Below are 13,950 nucleotides of genomic sequence, written 5' to 3'. Positions count from 1 at the left end.
GCACAAGTAGTTTTAATATTAAACCTATTTGATCTTTTTATGTATTTTTATAAAAATTTATCTCTATAACCGCGACCTACTTATTCTGAACTTTGATCTTTTTAAAATGATACAACATGTTGTTTTTGCGAACGAAGTAAAATGCGGACTTATTTACCAATACAAAAACTGGAAAAAATTCTACCAAGCAAATCATCAGAAGAAAATTCACCTGTGATTTCACACAAAGCTTGATGAGCCAAGCGTAAATCTTCAGCGAGCAATTCGCCAGCACGTTGGGTTGCTAATTGATGTTGACCACACTCCAATAATTCTTTTGCAAGATCCAACGCTTGTAAATGACGTCTTCTTGCCAGAAACTGCCCTTCTGCGGGTTGATAACCTACAACTTCCTTAATTTTTTCTTTTAGTAAATGAATACCTTCACCTGATTTTGCTGATAAATAAATTTTTTGTTTTTCTATTTTAGGCACAAGAGCCTGCGTATCAATTTTATTAATAATTTGAATAACAGGGACTGCTGGAGGAAGAGTGGAACGAATAGTATCACTTAACTCAACATCACCGGTGTGATCATTAATGTCAGTAACTAATAATAAACAATCTGCGCGGCTAACTTCCTGCCAGGCTCGCTTGATTCCTTCTATTTCAACAATATCATGACTTTCACGAAGCCCAGCGGTATCAACAAGATGCATGGGTAGGTCATCCAGCAAAATGTGTTCACGCACCACATCACGCGTTGTTCCTGCAATATCAGTGACGATGGCTATTTCTCGTCCAGACAGGCAATTAATTAATGTTGACTTACCTGCGTTAGGTTTACCGGCAATAACGATAGATAAGCCCTCGCGTATAATGGCTCCTTGCGCAGCATTTTTACGAATATCAATTAGATTTTGCAGAATTTCCTCTAACATTAATGCAACTTTACCATCATTTAGAAAATCAATTTCTTCTTCTGGAAAATCAATCGCTGCTTCAACAAAAAGGCGTAAATGAATAAGTTTTTCGTTAAGATTATTAATTCGTTTAGAGAAATCCCCTTGTAAAGATTTAACCGCCATGCGTGCTGCTGTTTGTGAACTGGCATGGATAAGATCAGCAATAGCCTCAGCTTGGGTTAAATCGATTTTATCATTGAGAAACGCACGTTCAGAAAACTCACCAGGTTTAGCTAACCTTGCCCCTAAAGTCACACACTCTGTAAGCAAATGATCTAAAATAAAAGGAGAACCATGCCCTTGAAATTCAACAATATCTTCACCCGTAAAAGAATGAGGAGCTTTGAAATAAAGCAGCAATCCTTTATCAATAACCTCACCTTGATGAGAAATAAAAGAACAATAGTGAGCTACTCGGGGAGTTAAAACTTTTGTATCACTAAGCTGTAGAGCTATGCGGGATGCAAGTGGACCTGAAAGACGAACAATTGCCACGCCTCCACGGCCAGGAGGTGTGGCAATTGCTGCAATTGTCTCTGTTTCTCGCATTATTTTACTGCGGTAATTGTTTTCTTGGGTTTATCCTCACTGTATTTGCGAGTGATATACCATTGCTGCAAAATAGACAAGGTATTATTAACTATCCAATACAATACCAAACCTGAAGGAAAATTCCAGAATAAAGCCGTAAATAGAATAGGCAAAAACATCATGACCTTAGCCTGCATAGGATCAGGAGGCGCAGGATTAAGACGTTGCTGAATCAGCATTGTAGCACCCATTATAACGGGCAAAACATGGAAAGGATCTGCGGCGGCCAAATCTTTTATCCAGAAAATAAAAGGGGCTTGCCTTAATTCAACACTTTCCAGCAATACCCAATATAGAGCAATAAAAACCGGAATTTGAATGATAATAGGCAGGCACCCACCAAGCGGATTTACTTTCTCCTGACGATATAATTCCATGGTGGCCTGGCTCATTTTCGCCTTATCATCGCCATAACGTTCTCGTAAAGCCTGCAATTTAGGTTGTAGCTTGCGCATTCCAGCCATGGATTTATAGCTAGTCGCTGACAAACGGAAAAAAGCCAGCTTGATAAGGACAGTGACTAAGACAATAGCCCAACCCCAATTGCCTATTACTGAATAAATGGCTTTCATTAAAGAAAACAACAACGAAGAAAGAAACCATAACCAGCCATAATCAACAGTCAAATCGAGGCCGGGGGCAATATTTTTTAATACGGAAGTGATCTCAGGCCCAATGTATAAGTTTGAACCTATTTCCTGCTGCGTACCAGGGGCCACAGTGACAGGCTGACTCACAGCGCCTATGGTATAATCCTCGTTAACCGCTCTGGTATAAAATTTATTATTGCTATTACTTTCCGGTATCCAGGCACTAACAAAATAATGTTGTTGCATCGCAATCCAACCACCTTGGGTATCTACGTCAAGGTTTGATTTTGTCATGTCTTTAAAGCTGATTTTTTGGTAACGACTTTTCCCTGGATTAGAATAGGAGGCTCCTGTATATGAACCTATATGAAACATACTTGACTTATCTTCCTGAGGTGATCTACGAAGTAGTTGAGTATTCATATACCCTTTCCAAGGCGTTTCTCCCTGATTCTCTATCAGGTAATTGACTTGAATTAAATAACTGTTCTGGGTAAAAATAAATTCTTTCTTTACCTGTAATCCATCAGATGTTTTTCCATTCAAAGTTACCGTTAATTTTTTTTCACCAGGAGTTAACTTATAACTGGATTGAGGACTGGTAAAATTAATATCCACATTTTTTACTGTCTGATCTGAACTGGTAAGCAAACTGCTATTGGCTACATAACGTGCATCTGACTTGTTTTGTAACAGAGTAATAGGCTTGTCTTTTTCCTCAACGCTCACAGGATAATCCAGCAATTGAGCATTCACGATATCGCCCTGACGTAAATCAATATCCAAATCCAGGACATCCGTTTTCACATGAATAGAGGACGATTGAAAAGCCGAGTCCAGATCATCATTTCTATGGACCATACTGTTCTCAGGAGAACTAGTAGTCACCTGAGGCAACAAATGGTTGGTATTTGTTGTCTGGCTGGCTGTAGAAGGAAGCTGTTGCAGATTTGTTGGATAATCATGTTGCCAACTTGTCCACAAAGAATAAACTATCAGCGTTAATATTGCATACAAAACTACACGTCGTATATCCATTAGCGTTTCTCTTTGTTAGGTAATACAGGATCGTAACCACCCTTCGCCCAAGGATGGCAACGTAATAATCGGTACAATGTTAACCCTAAGCCTTTTAAAACACCGAATCGCTTTATAGCTAAAAGAGCATATTGCGAACAGCTGGGATAATAGCGACAACAAGGTCTTATGAAAGGGCTAAGTACACATTGATATAAAATAATGGGACAACAAACTAAGCGCCGTATAAAGTGACTAATTTTTTCCATGTTGTACTCAACCTGGCAAGAACTATTCTATTTTCCACCTTTGCTGCGCCATGCTTTGCTAAAAAGATTATATCAACGGCCGGTAACGGGGTGGTTCGAAAAGCTTCACGCAACAAGCGCTTCAAACGATTTCGATCATGAGCTTTGGGAATCATTTTTTTTGATAACGCCAACCCAAGCCTCGATTTACCCAAAGAATTTGCACAATGTAATATGACAAATTCCGGGGTAACCATTTTTTTTGCTTGGGCAAAGACGCAATCATAATCGCTTTTTTTCAGCAACCGCTGCGTTTTATCAAAACAATTCACTTAAGCTGATAAACGTTTGCGTCCTTTTGCACGACGTCGCTTTAGAACTAAACGACCTCCGCGTGTTGCCATACGCTGACGAAAACCGTGATCACGTTTGCGTTTCAAGTTACTGGGTTGAAAGGTGCGTTTCATGATGAGCCTGTTATTAATTAAATTTTAAGGCTGGCAATGATAGAAAACTTTACACCTTCTGTCAAATAGCGCCCTTCTTCTGGATTAAATTGTTTGCGCTGACAATAATTATTAAAAACTTAGTTAATTCTTTTTTGTTTATTATTAGTCTTTTAATAGCTGTTAGTTGTTTTAAAAATTATATTAAATACAAATAGTTATGATTTTTTATGGTTGTTAGTACTGGTTACATAAAGCGTGGATGAGAGGTTGATTAGAATCAAGCGAATGGAATTTAAGGAATTTACTCACGGTTTGTAAACCACCTAACGTTCTACTTATACACGTATTTTAAACGAAAAATAATCGATTATTTTTGATAAATAATTGCACATCAATTAAAAATGAAAATTTATCCCAATAATAAAAATTATTTATTTATATTTTATATGATATTTATTATATAGGTCTTTTTATCTGTGGGTTTTTACTTAAATGTATTTAAATACAATAAGTTATGTGTTTTTTTAAAGTGTAGATAACCCCTGCTTTTATCTACTCATAAACTCAGTATAATTTATCTTTTATCCAATCAGGTGTTATTAATCCCTAAGTTACTCCCTATTTTTTGCCAGCTTATCCATAACTATCAAGGTTGAATCTGAGTGGTACTTTTTATTTCCCATGTTATTTTTATGATGACTCGTATGTTATCGGGTAATTCAGGTCTTGATAGAGACAAGTTTAGTCAAGGTACACAGATTTTTTCTTAAGAATTGTGGATAACTCTGTTTTTTTGTTCATGTCTGAGTATAATTGATCTCCTATTATTTAATTTGTGTTGATGATTCAACGCTTTTCTTAAGCCTATTTGAGAAACTTATAACAGAAGTTTCTCTGCGCTTATTCCCAGGATTTAGCAGAGATTCTGGAATATTGTTTGTTTTTTGGTTATGTTGGCTTTTTGTGAGTCAATTTAGCCTCAAGGCTATTCCTAATAACTTGTTTTTTACCTGTATGAGGAGTTTTTGTGTCTGAAGACGTTTGGAAGAAATGTAGAGAGCTTCTTGAAGATGAATACCCTCCGCAACAATTCAATACCTGGCTAAGACCTTTGCAGGCTGAAATTCAAGATGATGGTCTTGTTTTACTTGCTCCTAATCGTTTTGTTGTTGATTGGGTGAAGAAAAATTTTTATCAACGATTAAAGGAAATTGTCAGTCAGATTGGTGGAGAAGCTTTTTCTTTGTTAAGTATCAGTATTGGTAGCAAGGTTAGTGAACCTGTAGCAGAAAATTCATCATCTACGAAAGCTGAAGCACCTGTTAATAAAATTATACCTAAAAAAACGGCTGATTATAAAAACAGTTACCTTAACAGGAAATTCTTATTTGACAGTTTTGTTGAAGGCAATTCTAACCAATTGGCAAGAGCTGCGTCTTTACAGGTCGCTGAACGTCCAGGTGATGCCTATAATCCTTTATTTATCTATGGAGGAGTTGGATTAGGTAAAACGCATTTGATGCATGCCATTGGCAATACTATTTTAAAAAATAATCCTGAGGCTAAAGTTCTTTATCTCCATTCTGAACGATTTGTTGCTGATATGGTCAAGGCTTTACAGACTAATTCAATCAATGAGTTTAAACGATTTTATCGTTCGCTTAATGCGCTTCTTATTGACGATATTCAATTTTTTGCAGGAAAGGATCGTTCGCAAGAAGAGTTTTTTCATACGTTTAATGCGTTACTGGAGGGACAACAACAAATTATTCTTACCAGTGATCGCTATCCGAAAGAAATTGAGGGTATGGAAGAACGTCTTAAATCCCGTTTTGGTTGGGGATTAACCGTTGCGGTAGAACCTCCTGAATTGGAAACGCGGGTTGCCATTTTGATTAGTAAAGCTGAACAATCGAATATTGAACTACCTTATGAAGTTGCTTTTTTTATTGCAAAACGCATTCGTTCAAATGTGCGTGAACTTGAAGGTGCCTTGCGAAGGGTTATTGCCAATGCTCATTTTACAGGTAAACCTATTACTATTGATTTTGTGCACGAAGCTTTACGGGATTTACTTGCTCTACAGGATAAATTAGTTACTATTGAAAATATTCAAAAAACGGTGGCTGAATATTATAAGGTCAAAGTTGCTGATTTATTATCAAAGCGGCGCAGCCGATCTATTGCCCGCCCTCGTCAGATGGCTATGGCTTTAGCGAAAGAATTAACGAATCATAGTTTGCCTGAGATTGGCGATCATTTTGGTGGAAGGGATCACACCACCGTTATACACGCATGCCGTAAAGTAAAAGAATTAATTCAGGACGAAAATGACTTTGCCGAGGATCATAAAAACCTGATGCGAACTTTATCTTCTTGATATGGAATTTAACATGTTTGATTTAACCTTTACTAAAGCCCAATTACTCGCTCCTCTTCTTACTGTTGCGGGAGCTGTTGATAAGAAACAGACTTTGACTATTTTGTCTAATATTTTACTCAGCTTTTCCCATAATCAACTCTTATTAACCGCAACGGATTTGGAAATTGAAATAACCGCGCGCGTGAATTGTGATGTTAACCAAACTGGAAAAATAACTGTTCCGGCAAAAAAATTTGTAGATATTATTCGTTCTTTAGACGATGATGCTACAGCTAGTATTAGTTTGAAATCCAATGGCGTTGTTATTAAAGCCGGGCGTAGTCAATTTAAATTAGCCACGCTATCCGCAGAAGATTTTCCCTGTAATGACAATGAGCCTAATGAGGTAGAGTTTTCAGTAGCGAGAACAGATTTTGTTCATCTTTTACAAGCCACTCATTTTTCCATGTCGCAGCATGATGTCAGAATTTTTCTAAATGGCTTACTTCTTGAATTAGACGCAGATACAATTAAAACGGTTGCTACTGACGGCCATCGTATGGCTGTATGTAAGTTACCCTGTCAATTAGCTCTCCCTCATCAACGCTTTCTTTTACCTAAAAAAGGTGTTCAGGAGATGCTTCGTTTATTAAATAGTGTTACCGATGAGACAATTGCTATTGCTGCAGGCCGAGGTCATTTTACTTTAACTACTCAGGAATATACCTTTCAATCAAAATTAATTGAAGCTCGCTTTCCTCCTTATGCCAAAGCTATTCCCCGAGAACAAGACAAATTTGTCTTGTTGGATCGAGACTTACTTAAACGTGCTCTTGCCCGAATTGTTATTCTTGCTCATGAAAAATCACGTGCTGTTATGTTACATGTTCAACCTGCTTCATTAACACTCATTGCTAATAATCAGGAACAGGAAGAAGCTATGGAGTCGTTAGAAGCTCATACCGAAGGTAACGAGTTAAAAATAGGTATTAATGCCAGTTATCTTCTTGATGTTTTAAATTTTGTTTCCGAAGGGCTTATTCGATTATCTATGTCAACTACAGATAGCAGTATTTTAGTGGAGTCTTTGCAGGATGAAAATTATCAATACATTATTATGCCTATGAAATTATGAGCATTACGCTTTTGCAAATACAGAACCTGCGTAATATTAAATCTGCAAAACTTCATTTTCATCCTCACTTAAATGTAATTATTGGCAACAATGGTTCAGGTAAAACGTCCCTTTTAGAAGCAATTTATCTTCTGGGCAGTGGTCATTCCTTTCGAACCCGTGAAATTTCACCTCTTATTAACTATACCGAGGATTGTTTGACTGTTTTTGCTCGGATGGACGATGAACAAACTATTAGTATTCAAAAGTCAGCCTATAAACCCACACAGGTTCGTTTAAACAGTTATCCTTGTTTAAGCAGTAGCGAATTAGCGTATTTTTTGCCTTGTCAGATTTTTTATCAGAATCTTTTTCAAATTATTGATGCAGGTCCAACCGTTCGACGTAATTTGTTGGATTGGGGGTTGTTTCACGTGAAACAAAATTATCTTTCCCTGTGGAAAGATTATAAGCGGGCATTAAAACAGAGAAATAGTCTGCTAAAACAAAGCAAAAACCAGCAACAGTTACATCCATGGCACCTCATTCTTGATGATTTAGCTAATCAGCTAGATGCATTGCGTATGGATTATTTTGAGCAATTAGATTACGAGTTTCAACAAATTCTTCCCCAGTTAACTAACCTTGAGTGCTCCTTATTTTATTATAAAGGTTGGGATAGAAAAAATAGTGGTAAGCCTCTAGCCACTATTTTAGCTGAAAACTACGCTTCGGATTGCTTACGCCAATTTACCCAATACGGTGCGCACCAGGCTGATTTAATTGTTCAAACGAATGAATTGAAAGCTAAACAATATTTATCACGAGGACAACAAAAGATTATTCTTTTTGCTTTAAAACTTGCTCAAGCTCGACTTGTTGCCAAACCTTGTGTTTTTTTGTGCGATGATATGCCCTCTGAATTGGATGAAGATCATTTAAGCCGTTTGCTAAATTTTATTTCCAGAATGAACGGGCAATTTTTTATTACTGCGATTAATTTTACCTCATTGCCTGATCAAATTAACGATATGTCTTTTACTGTTCATACCATGCATCATGGTGCTATCATTCCTTAATGACTTGTAGCATTTATTTCAAAGTCTGCACTTATTTCCCTGCTTTCCACGATTATCAGGTGGAGGTGATGTTTCACGTGAAACATCACCCATTAGCAAAATCAGAAGCATATAAAACAAGGCCAGATAGTGATACACTATTCCCCTATTGATAAAGCCATTAGGTAAGAGGATTCCGCATGAGCGTTGGTGCTAATTATGATTCATCGAACATCAAAGTTTTGAAAGGCTTGGATGCAGTCAGAAAACGCCCTGGTATGTACATTGGTGACACAGATGATGGTACAGGGTTGCACCACATGGTTTTTGAGGTCGTAGATAATTCTATTGATGAAGCACTTGCCGGTTATTGCCATGAAATACAGGTAATCATCCATGTTGATGAATCAATTACCGTTAAAGATGACGGTCGCGGAATCCCTGTTGACATTCATAAAGAAGAAGGTCGTTCTGCAGCTGAAGTTATTATGACAATTTTACATGCAGGCGGAAAATTTGATGATAATTCTTATAAAGTTTCCGGTGGACTACATGGAGTAGGGGTATCTGTGGTTAATGCACTTTCAGAAGAATTGCATTTGGTTATTCGTCGGAATGATAAAGTGTATGAACAGCATTATCACGGTGGAGTCCCCGATGCGCCTTTAGCCGTGACGGGAGAAGCGACTACCACCGGTACCCAGGTCTGGTTTAAACCCAGTGCGGATACTTTTTCTAATATTGAATTTCATTACGATATTCTGGCCAAACGTTTACGCGAGTTATCTTTCTTAAATTCGGGAGTTCGCATTCATTTATATGATGAACGTAATCAAAAAGAGGATACTTTTTGTTATGAAGGAGGTATTCAGGCATTTGTTGAACATCTTAATCGCAATAAAACTCCTATCATGCCTGTTGTTTTTTCTTTTTCCAGTGAAAAAGATAATATTGCTGTAGAGTTGTCATTGCAGTGGAATGATTCTTTTCAGGAAACCATATTTTGCTTTACTAATAACATTCCTCAGCGTGATGGAGGAACTCATCTGGCTGGATTTAGAGCAGCACTTACCCGTACACTTAATTCTTATATCGAGAATGAAGGCTTTGCTAAAAAGGCAAAAATAGCAACGACCGGTGATGATGCACGAGAAGGTTTAACCGCAGTTTTGTCTGTAAAAGTTCCGGACCCCAAGTTTTCCTCTCAAACAAAGGATAAATTAGTATCCTCCGAGGTAAAAGCGGTGGTTGAGTCGTTGGTTTCTGAAAAATTAAATGATTTTCTTTTAGAAAACCCTGCTATTGCGAAATCAATTGTAGGTAAAATAATTGACGCTGCTCGTGCCAGGGAGGCAGCACGTCGTGCTCGTGAGATGACTCGTCGCAAAGGTGCTCTTGATATTGCTGGATTGCCTGGTAAACTTGCAGATTGTCAAGAAAAAGATCCGGCTCTTTCAGAATTATACATTGTAGAGGGAGACTCAGCGGGTGGCTCAGCTAAACAAGGACGCGATAGAAAATTCCAGGCTATTTTACCTTTAAAGGGTAAAATTCTTAATGTTGAAAAGGCACGCTTCGATAAGATGTTATCTTCTCAGGAAGTTGCTACGTTAATTACCGCTCTTGGTTGTGGAATAGGTCCTGATGAGTATGATCCGGATAAAATTCGTTATCATCGTATTATTATCATGACCGATGCTGATGTGGATGGCTCACATATTCGAACCTTGTTACTTACTTTCTTTTATCGCCAGACGCCAGAATTAATTGAACGAGGTTATATTTATATTGCTCAACCTCCTCTTTATAAAGTGAAGCGTGGCAAGCAAGAGCAATATGTTAAAGATGATGAAGCTTTATATGATTATTTAACACAAAGCGCTCTTGATGGCGCGGAATTGTTTCCTGCAAAAGAAGTTCCACCCATCTCTGCGCTCGCCTTGGAAGAGCTTGTTTTACAGTATCGCCGGGTAGAGAAAATTATTAAACGTCACTCCAGACGCTATAATGAAGAAATTCTTAATAAAATAAGATACTTACCTGTTATTCAAGCGGAAGATTTTAAAAATCAGGAACAAATAAGCAATTGGATACAACGATTGCATGCAAGTTTACAGGGAAGCGCAAATACAACGCAGCAGTATCATGTTGATTTTATGTATAATAAGGAAAACGACCTTTATCTTCCGCGAGTAATTATTAAGCAACATGGCAGTGAGCAGACAATTGTACTTAATCCGGAGTTTTTTTCGTCTAAAGATTATAAAGAAATGACAAGTTTGGGAGCAAGACTCGCAACATTACTGGAAGAAGGTGCAATAATAAAACGTGCAGAGAAGAAACAGCCGGTTGAAACTTTTGAACAGGCACTTGGCTGGTTACTTGAAGAAGCCAAGCGTGGACAAACTATTCAACGCTATAAAGGTCTTGGTGAAATGAACCCAGAGCAATTATGGGAAACAACGATGGATCCGGAAGTTCGACGCATGTTACAGGTAAATATTGAAGATGCTGTAGCAGCTGACGAAATATTTACTACATTAATGGGTGATCATGTCGAACCAAGAAGAGATTTTATTGAAAGCTATGCATTAGAAGCAGAGAACATCGATATTTAAGAGTCTTTTTGACAACCGTTGACTGCAAATTGATTGTAAATAAAGCCGCATCCTTGCGGCGAAGTACAGTCCTTTGTGCTTGTCCCTTGACTGACATCCTGTCAGACAATTCCCTGTCATCCTTTATGAATTAAGTATATCTTCTTTATAGCGCTTGTCATTGTCGTATCAACTGCCTAATCTATAAGAAATATCTCGAATAATGGGTGACTTTTTCTTCAATAAGTTATTATCCGGTGGAAATGTTTATTATTGAACTTCATGATTTAAAAAAATACTTTTTGGTTTTAATTATGAATTGTTGCCTTAAAATTATTACTAGTGTAAAACATAAAGTTTTGTTGGTTCAGGACGATTACATAGATGAAGCAGTTGCCTGAAAAATAATAATAAGGAGTGGGCAATGTTTAAAAATAAACTCTTGCAAGATCCTTTTCTTAATGAATTACGTAAAGAAAAGATTCCGGTTTCTGTATTTTTAGTTAATGGGATTAAACTACATGGTGTAGTTGATGCGTTTGATCAATATGTAGTGATGTTAAAAAACTCGGTGACTCAAATGGTGTATAAACATGCTATTTCCACCATAGTGCCGTCTCGAATGGTTAGCCTGCCCTCTGGTGAGGAAGAAGGAACTGTGGCAGACTAATGACTTTTCTTTTATTGGAATGCTGTTTTGTTTGAACGTCCGCAAGGTGGTGAACGAGCTATTTTGGTTCAATTAGCTCTTCCCGGGATTAACGCAGAAAGAGCTCTTGCTGAGTTTAAAGAGTTGGCTCTTTCTGCTCAGGCAGAAGTAATAGATTATGTGTTGGGTACACGCTCTAGCCCTGAGGCTAAATATTACATTGGACTGGGTAAAGCAGAAGAAATTCACCAATTAGTTCTGGCTCACAAGGCAGAGCTCGTCTTAATTAATCATGAGTTGTCTCCTTCACAAGAACGCAATTTAGAGCGATTATTTCAATGCCGCGTGGTTGATCGAAGTGGTTTAATCCTTGATATTTTCGCTCAGCGGGCGCGTACGTTTGAAGGCAAGCTACAGGTAGAGTTGGCACAATTACAGCATATATCAACCCGCCTTGTTCGAGGGTGGACTCATTTAGAGCGGCAAAAAGGAGGTATAGGATTAAGAGGGCCGGGTGAAACCCAATTAGAAACTGATCGACGACTTTTGCGAGAACGTATTAAATCTATTAATAAACGCCTGGAAAAGGTGAGACGTAGTCGAGATCAAAACAGACGTGCCAGACGCAAAGCCTCTTTATTAACGGTGTCTTTGGTAGGTTATACCAACGCGGGTAAATCAACAATATTTAATGCACTAACAGGTGAGCGTAGTTATGTGGCTAATCAATTGTTTGCCACGCTAGATCCTACTATGCGCAAACTGGAATTACCGGGAGGCACTGCGGTAATATTAACCGATACCGTAGGTTTTATTCGCGAGTTACCTCACCAACTGGTTGAGGCGTTTCGTGCGACTCTCGAAGAAACGATAGAAGCAGACTTATTGTTGCATGTAATAGATATTGCTGATCCGGAGTGGCGCGACCATGTTTTTGCAGTGCAGCAAGTATTGGCAGATATCGGTGTGGATAATATACCGATAATTCAAGTACTCAATAAAATTGATCAACAGGAAGGCTGGGCGCCTAAGATTGACCACCACGAAGAAAGCTGTAAAGTATGGGTTTCGGCTAAAACAGGCGCCGGTTTGGATTTATTGCGGGAAGCGATTGCTACTCAATTACATGGGGCAATCAGAGAAGAAGAAATTTTTATTTCGCTTTCTCAAGCTAAATTACGCGCCAAACTGTATCAAATGGATGTGGTAGTTAAAGAAGTAGTTTGTAATGAAGGCGGGTGGTTGTTAACCATAAAGTTAACCGAGACCCAACGGCTCAGCGAAATCTTTAACGAAGTCAATTAACCTGTCCGCAGTTTGCTTTTAAGCCGTTTCAATAATGGTTCATTCGATGCGTTCGTTTATGAGCTGACACCTCAACAGATTTTCTTTTCCGTACGCTTTGTACCAGACAAAAATGGCCATTGACGCCAAATTTCGGAGCAGTTTATATAGTAGATAAACCCTTTGAAAACCCGCGAATAAATCAGATTTGTCAAATATTATAAATCCAGACTTAATTGGTGAAGGCGCGACAATTTATTATAACTTTTTGATAATATAATATTGTATTCGATAATTTTTGGGGCAGATATTGGGTAGATTTATTAGGATTAAGCACTCTTTCGATCTTCAAAATCATTTGGCATAACAGACAAGTGAAATCCCAATGCATTTAAAATCTCATTTGTATTTCTTAAATAAGGATTTCCTTTACCTGAAATTGTTTTATATAAACTATTTCTACCCTTAGAAGCTTTTTCTGATAACTTGGTCATGCCTCCGTGTGCCTCTACAACATTGCGTAATGCTTCTAAAAAACCATCAATATCACCATCATCGAGCGCTGCATTTAAATATCCTGCAGCCTCAGAAGGATCTTTTAAGGATTCAATTAAATAATCATGATAATCGATACTCTTAGCCATGATTCTCTCCTTCTAAATAATCATTTAAATATTCTTTTGCTAGTTTCATGTCTTTGCTTTGTGTTTTTTTATCTCCAGCACAGAGCAAAAGCACAATCACATCATCTCGCTCATTATAATAAATACGGTAACCTGAACCGAATTTAAACTTTAATTCACTTATCCCATTACCTAGAATTTTATACTCGCCTAAATTTCCAATAGCCACTCTAGCTAAACGAGATTGAATGCGATGACGAATCACAGCATCCAAGGATTCAAGCCATGAGATAAATGGGCAATCTCCATTATTTTTTTGGTAAATTTTTATTGTTTTTCTTTTTATTTCTTTCATATATTAGATTGTATCTCATAAGATACATAAAAACAAAATTTGAGTGATTACATCGAAATTCATCCACAA

At 37.7% G+C, this 13,950-nt stretch carries 13 protein-coding genes; 6 read left to right on the top strand and 7 right to left on the bottom strand.

Annotation, left to right across the window (positions count from 1 at the left end):
• Window positions 1-149 precede the first annotated feature (149 nt).
• From mnmE to rpmH, 5 genes are read right to left on the bottom strand one after another with little or no spacing between them, the layout of a single operon-like run.
• Window positions 150-1,493 carry a tRNA uridine-5-carboxymethylaminomethyl(34) synthesis GTPase MnmE gene (gene mnmE, locus T345_RS0110980; protein ID WP_028389374.1) on the bottom strand — a complete coding sequence of 448 codons (1,344 nt, stop codon included), beginning with the start codon at window positions 1,491-1,493 and terminating at the stop codon, window positions 150-152.
• On the bottom strand, window positions 1,493-3,163 hold the full coding sequence (yidC, locus tag T345_RS0110975) for a membrane protein insertase YidC (protein WP_028389373.1): 1,671 nt from the start codon (window positions 3,161-3,163) through the stop codon (window positions 1,493-1,495). Before yidC ends, mnmE begins: the two co-directional genes overlap by 1 nt.
• Entirely contained in the window at window positions 3,163-3,411 is a 249-nt protein-coding gene (gene yidD / locus T345_RS14890) for a membrane protein insertion efficiency factor YidD (RefSeq protein ID WP_084273802.1), read from the bottom strand. The genes yidC and yidD overlap by 1 nt, the downstream gene beginning before the upstream one ends.
• Window positions 3,378-3,722, bottom strand: coding sequence for a ribonuclease P protein component (gene rnpA / locus T345_RS0110970; protein WP_035918950.1), 345 nt, complete (start codon window positions 3,720-3,722; stop codon window positions 3,378-3,380). The genes yidD and rnpA overlap by 34 nt, the downstream gene beginning before the upstream one ends.
• Window positions 3,723-3,857: a 50S ribosomal protein L34 gene (gene rpmH, locus T345_RS0110965; protein WP_019215662.1), complete on the bottom strand. Its 135-nt coding sequence runs from the start codon at window positions 3,855-3,857 to the stop codon at window positions 3,723-3,725. It abuts the gene before it with no gap.
• 1,009 nt (window positions 3,858-4,866) lie between these two features.
• Here rpmH and dnaA point away from each other — a divergent pair.
• From dnaA to hflX, 6 genes are all read left to right on the top strand, one after another.
• Complete coding sequence (dnaA, locus tag T345_RS0110960; RefSeq protein ID WP_028389371.1) at window positions 4,867-6,219, top strand: chromosomal replication initiator protein DnaA; 1,353 nt, start codon at window positions 4,867-4,869, stop codon at window positions 6,217-6,219.
• Between the two features lie 13 nt (window positions 6,220-6,232).
• The gene (gene dnaN, locus T345_RS0110955; protein WP_028389370.1) at window positions 6,233-7,336 is read left to right on the top strand and encodes a DNA polymerase III subunit beta; all 1,104 of its coding nucleotides are present in this window, start codon (window positions 6,233-6,235) and stop codon (window positions 7,334-7,336) included.
• The gene (gene recF / locus T345_RS0110950) at window positions 7,333-8,394 is read left to right on the top strand and encodes a DNA replication/repair protein RecF (protein WP_028389369.1); all 1,062 of its coding nucleotides are present in this window, start codon (window positions 7,333-7,335) and stop codon (window positions 8,392-8,394) included. Before dnaN ends, recF begins: the two co-directional genes overlap by 4 nt.
• 179 nt (window positions 8,395-8,573) lie before the next feature.
• On the top strand, window positions 8,574-10,991 hold the full coding sequence (gene gyrB, locus T345_RS0110945; RefSeq protein ID WP_028389368.1) for a DNA topoisomerase (ATP-hydrolyzing) subunit B: 2,418 nt from the start codon (window positions 8,574-8,576) through the stop codon (window positions 10,989-10,991).
• A gap of 403 nt (window positions 10,992-11,394) precedes the next feature.
• Window positions 11,395-11,640 (top strand): RNA chaperone Hfq, encoded by a 246-nt coding sequence (hfq, locus tag T345_RS0110935; protein ID WP_028389367.1) that lies wholly within the window; start codon window positions 11,395-11,397, stop codon window positions 11,638-11,640.
• 27 nt (window positions 11,641-11,667) lie between these two features.
• A complete protein-coding gene (gene hflX / locus T345_RS0110930; protein WP_028389366.1) occupies window positions 11,668-12,924 on the top strand; it encodes a ribosome rescue GTPase HflX in 1,257 nt (418 codons plus the stop codon).
• A gap of 308 nt (window positions 12,925-13,232) precedes the next feature.
• On the opposite strand, the gene T345_RS0110925 is transcribed toward hflX, so the two are convergent.
• Together T345_RS0110925 and T345_RS0110920 are read right to left on the bottom strand one after the other, a co-directional pair.
• Window positions 13,233-13,547 (bottom strand): addiction module antidote protein, encoded by a 315-nt coding sequence (locus T345_RS0110925; RefSeq protein WP_028389365.1) that lies wholly within the window; start codon window positions 13,545-13,547, stop codon window positions 13,233-13,235.
• Window positions 13,540-13,881 carry a type II toxin-antitoxin system RelE/ParE family toxin gene (locus tag T345_RS0110920; protein ID WP_028389364.1) on the bottom strand — a complete coding sequence of 114 codons (342 nt, stop codon included), beginning with the start codon at window positions 13,879-13,881 and terminating at the stop codon, window positions 13,540-13,542. Before T345_RS0110920 ends, T345_RS0110925 begins: the two co-directional genes overlap by 8 nt.
• Window positions 13,882-13,950 lie beyond the last annotated feature (69 nt).

It is taken from the genome of Legionella fairfieldensis ATCC 49588, from assembly GCF_000621525.1.
In the GTDB taxonomy this organism is placed as follows: Bacteria; Pseudomonadota; Gammaproteobacteria; order Legionellales; family Legionellaceae; genus Tatlockia; species Tatlockia fairfieldensis.
Note: the sequence above shows the minus strand (reverse complement) of the source record. Positions and strands in the feature narration are given on the sequence as shown.

What these genes read in the sequence shown, in the direction of transcription:
- mnmE (WP_028389374.1), bottom strand. Translation starts at nt 1,493, where the DNA reads ATGCGAGAAACAGAGACAATTGCAGCAATTGCCACACCTCCTGGCCGT.
- yidC (WP_028389373.1), bottom strand. Translation starts at nt 3,163, where the DNA reads ATGGATATACGACGTGTAGTTTTGTATGCAATATTAACGCTGATAGTT.
- yidD (WP_084273802.1), bottom strand. Translation starts at nt 3,411, where the DNA reads ATGGAAAAAATTAGTCACTTTATACGGCGCTTAGTTTGTTGTCCCATT.
- rpmH (WP_019215662.1), bottom strand. Translation starts at nt 3,857, where the DNA reads ATGAAACGCACCTTTCAACCCAGTAACTTGAAACGCAAACGTGATCAC.
- dnaN (WP_028389370.1), top strand. Translation starts at nt 6,233, where the DNA reads ATGTTTGATTTAACCTTTACTAAAGCCCAATTACTCGCTCCTCTTCTT.
- recF (WP_028389369.1), top strand. Translation starts at nt 7,333, where the DNA reads ATGAGCATTACGCTTTTGCAAATACAGAACCTGCGTAATATTAAATCT.
- gyrB (WP_028389368.1), top strand. Translation starts at nt 8,574, where the DNA reads ATGAGCGTTGGTGCTAATTATGATTCATCGAACATCAAAGTTTTGAAA.
- hfq (WP_028389367.1), top strand. Translation starts at nt 11,395, where the DNA reads ATGTTTAAAAATAAACTCTTGCAAGATCCTTTTCTTAATGAATTACGT.
- T345_RS0110925 (WP_028389365.1), bottom strand. Translation starts at nt 13,547, where the DNA reads ATGGCTAAGAGTATCGATTATCATGATTATTTAATTGAATCCTTAAAA.
- T345_RS0110920 (WP_028389364.1), bottom strand. Translation starts at nt 13,881, where the DNA reads ATGAAAGAAATAAAAAGAAAAACAATAAAAATTTACCAAAAAAATAAT.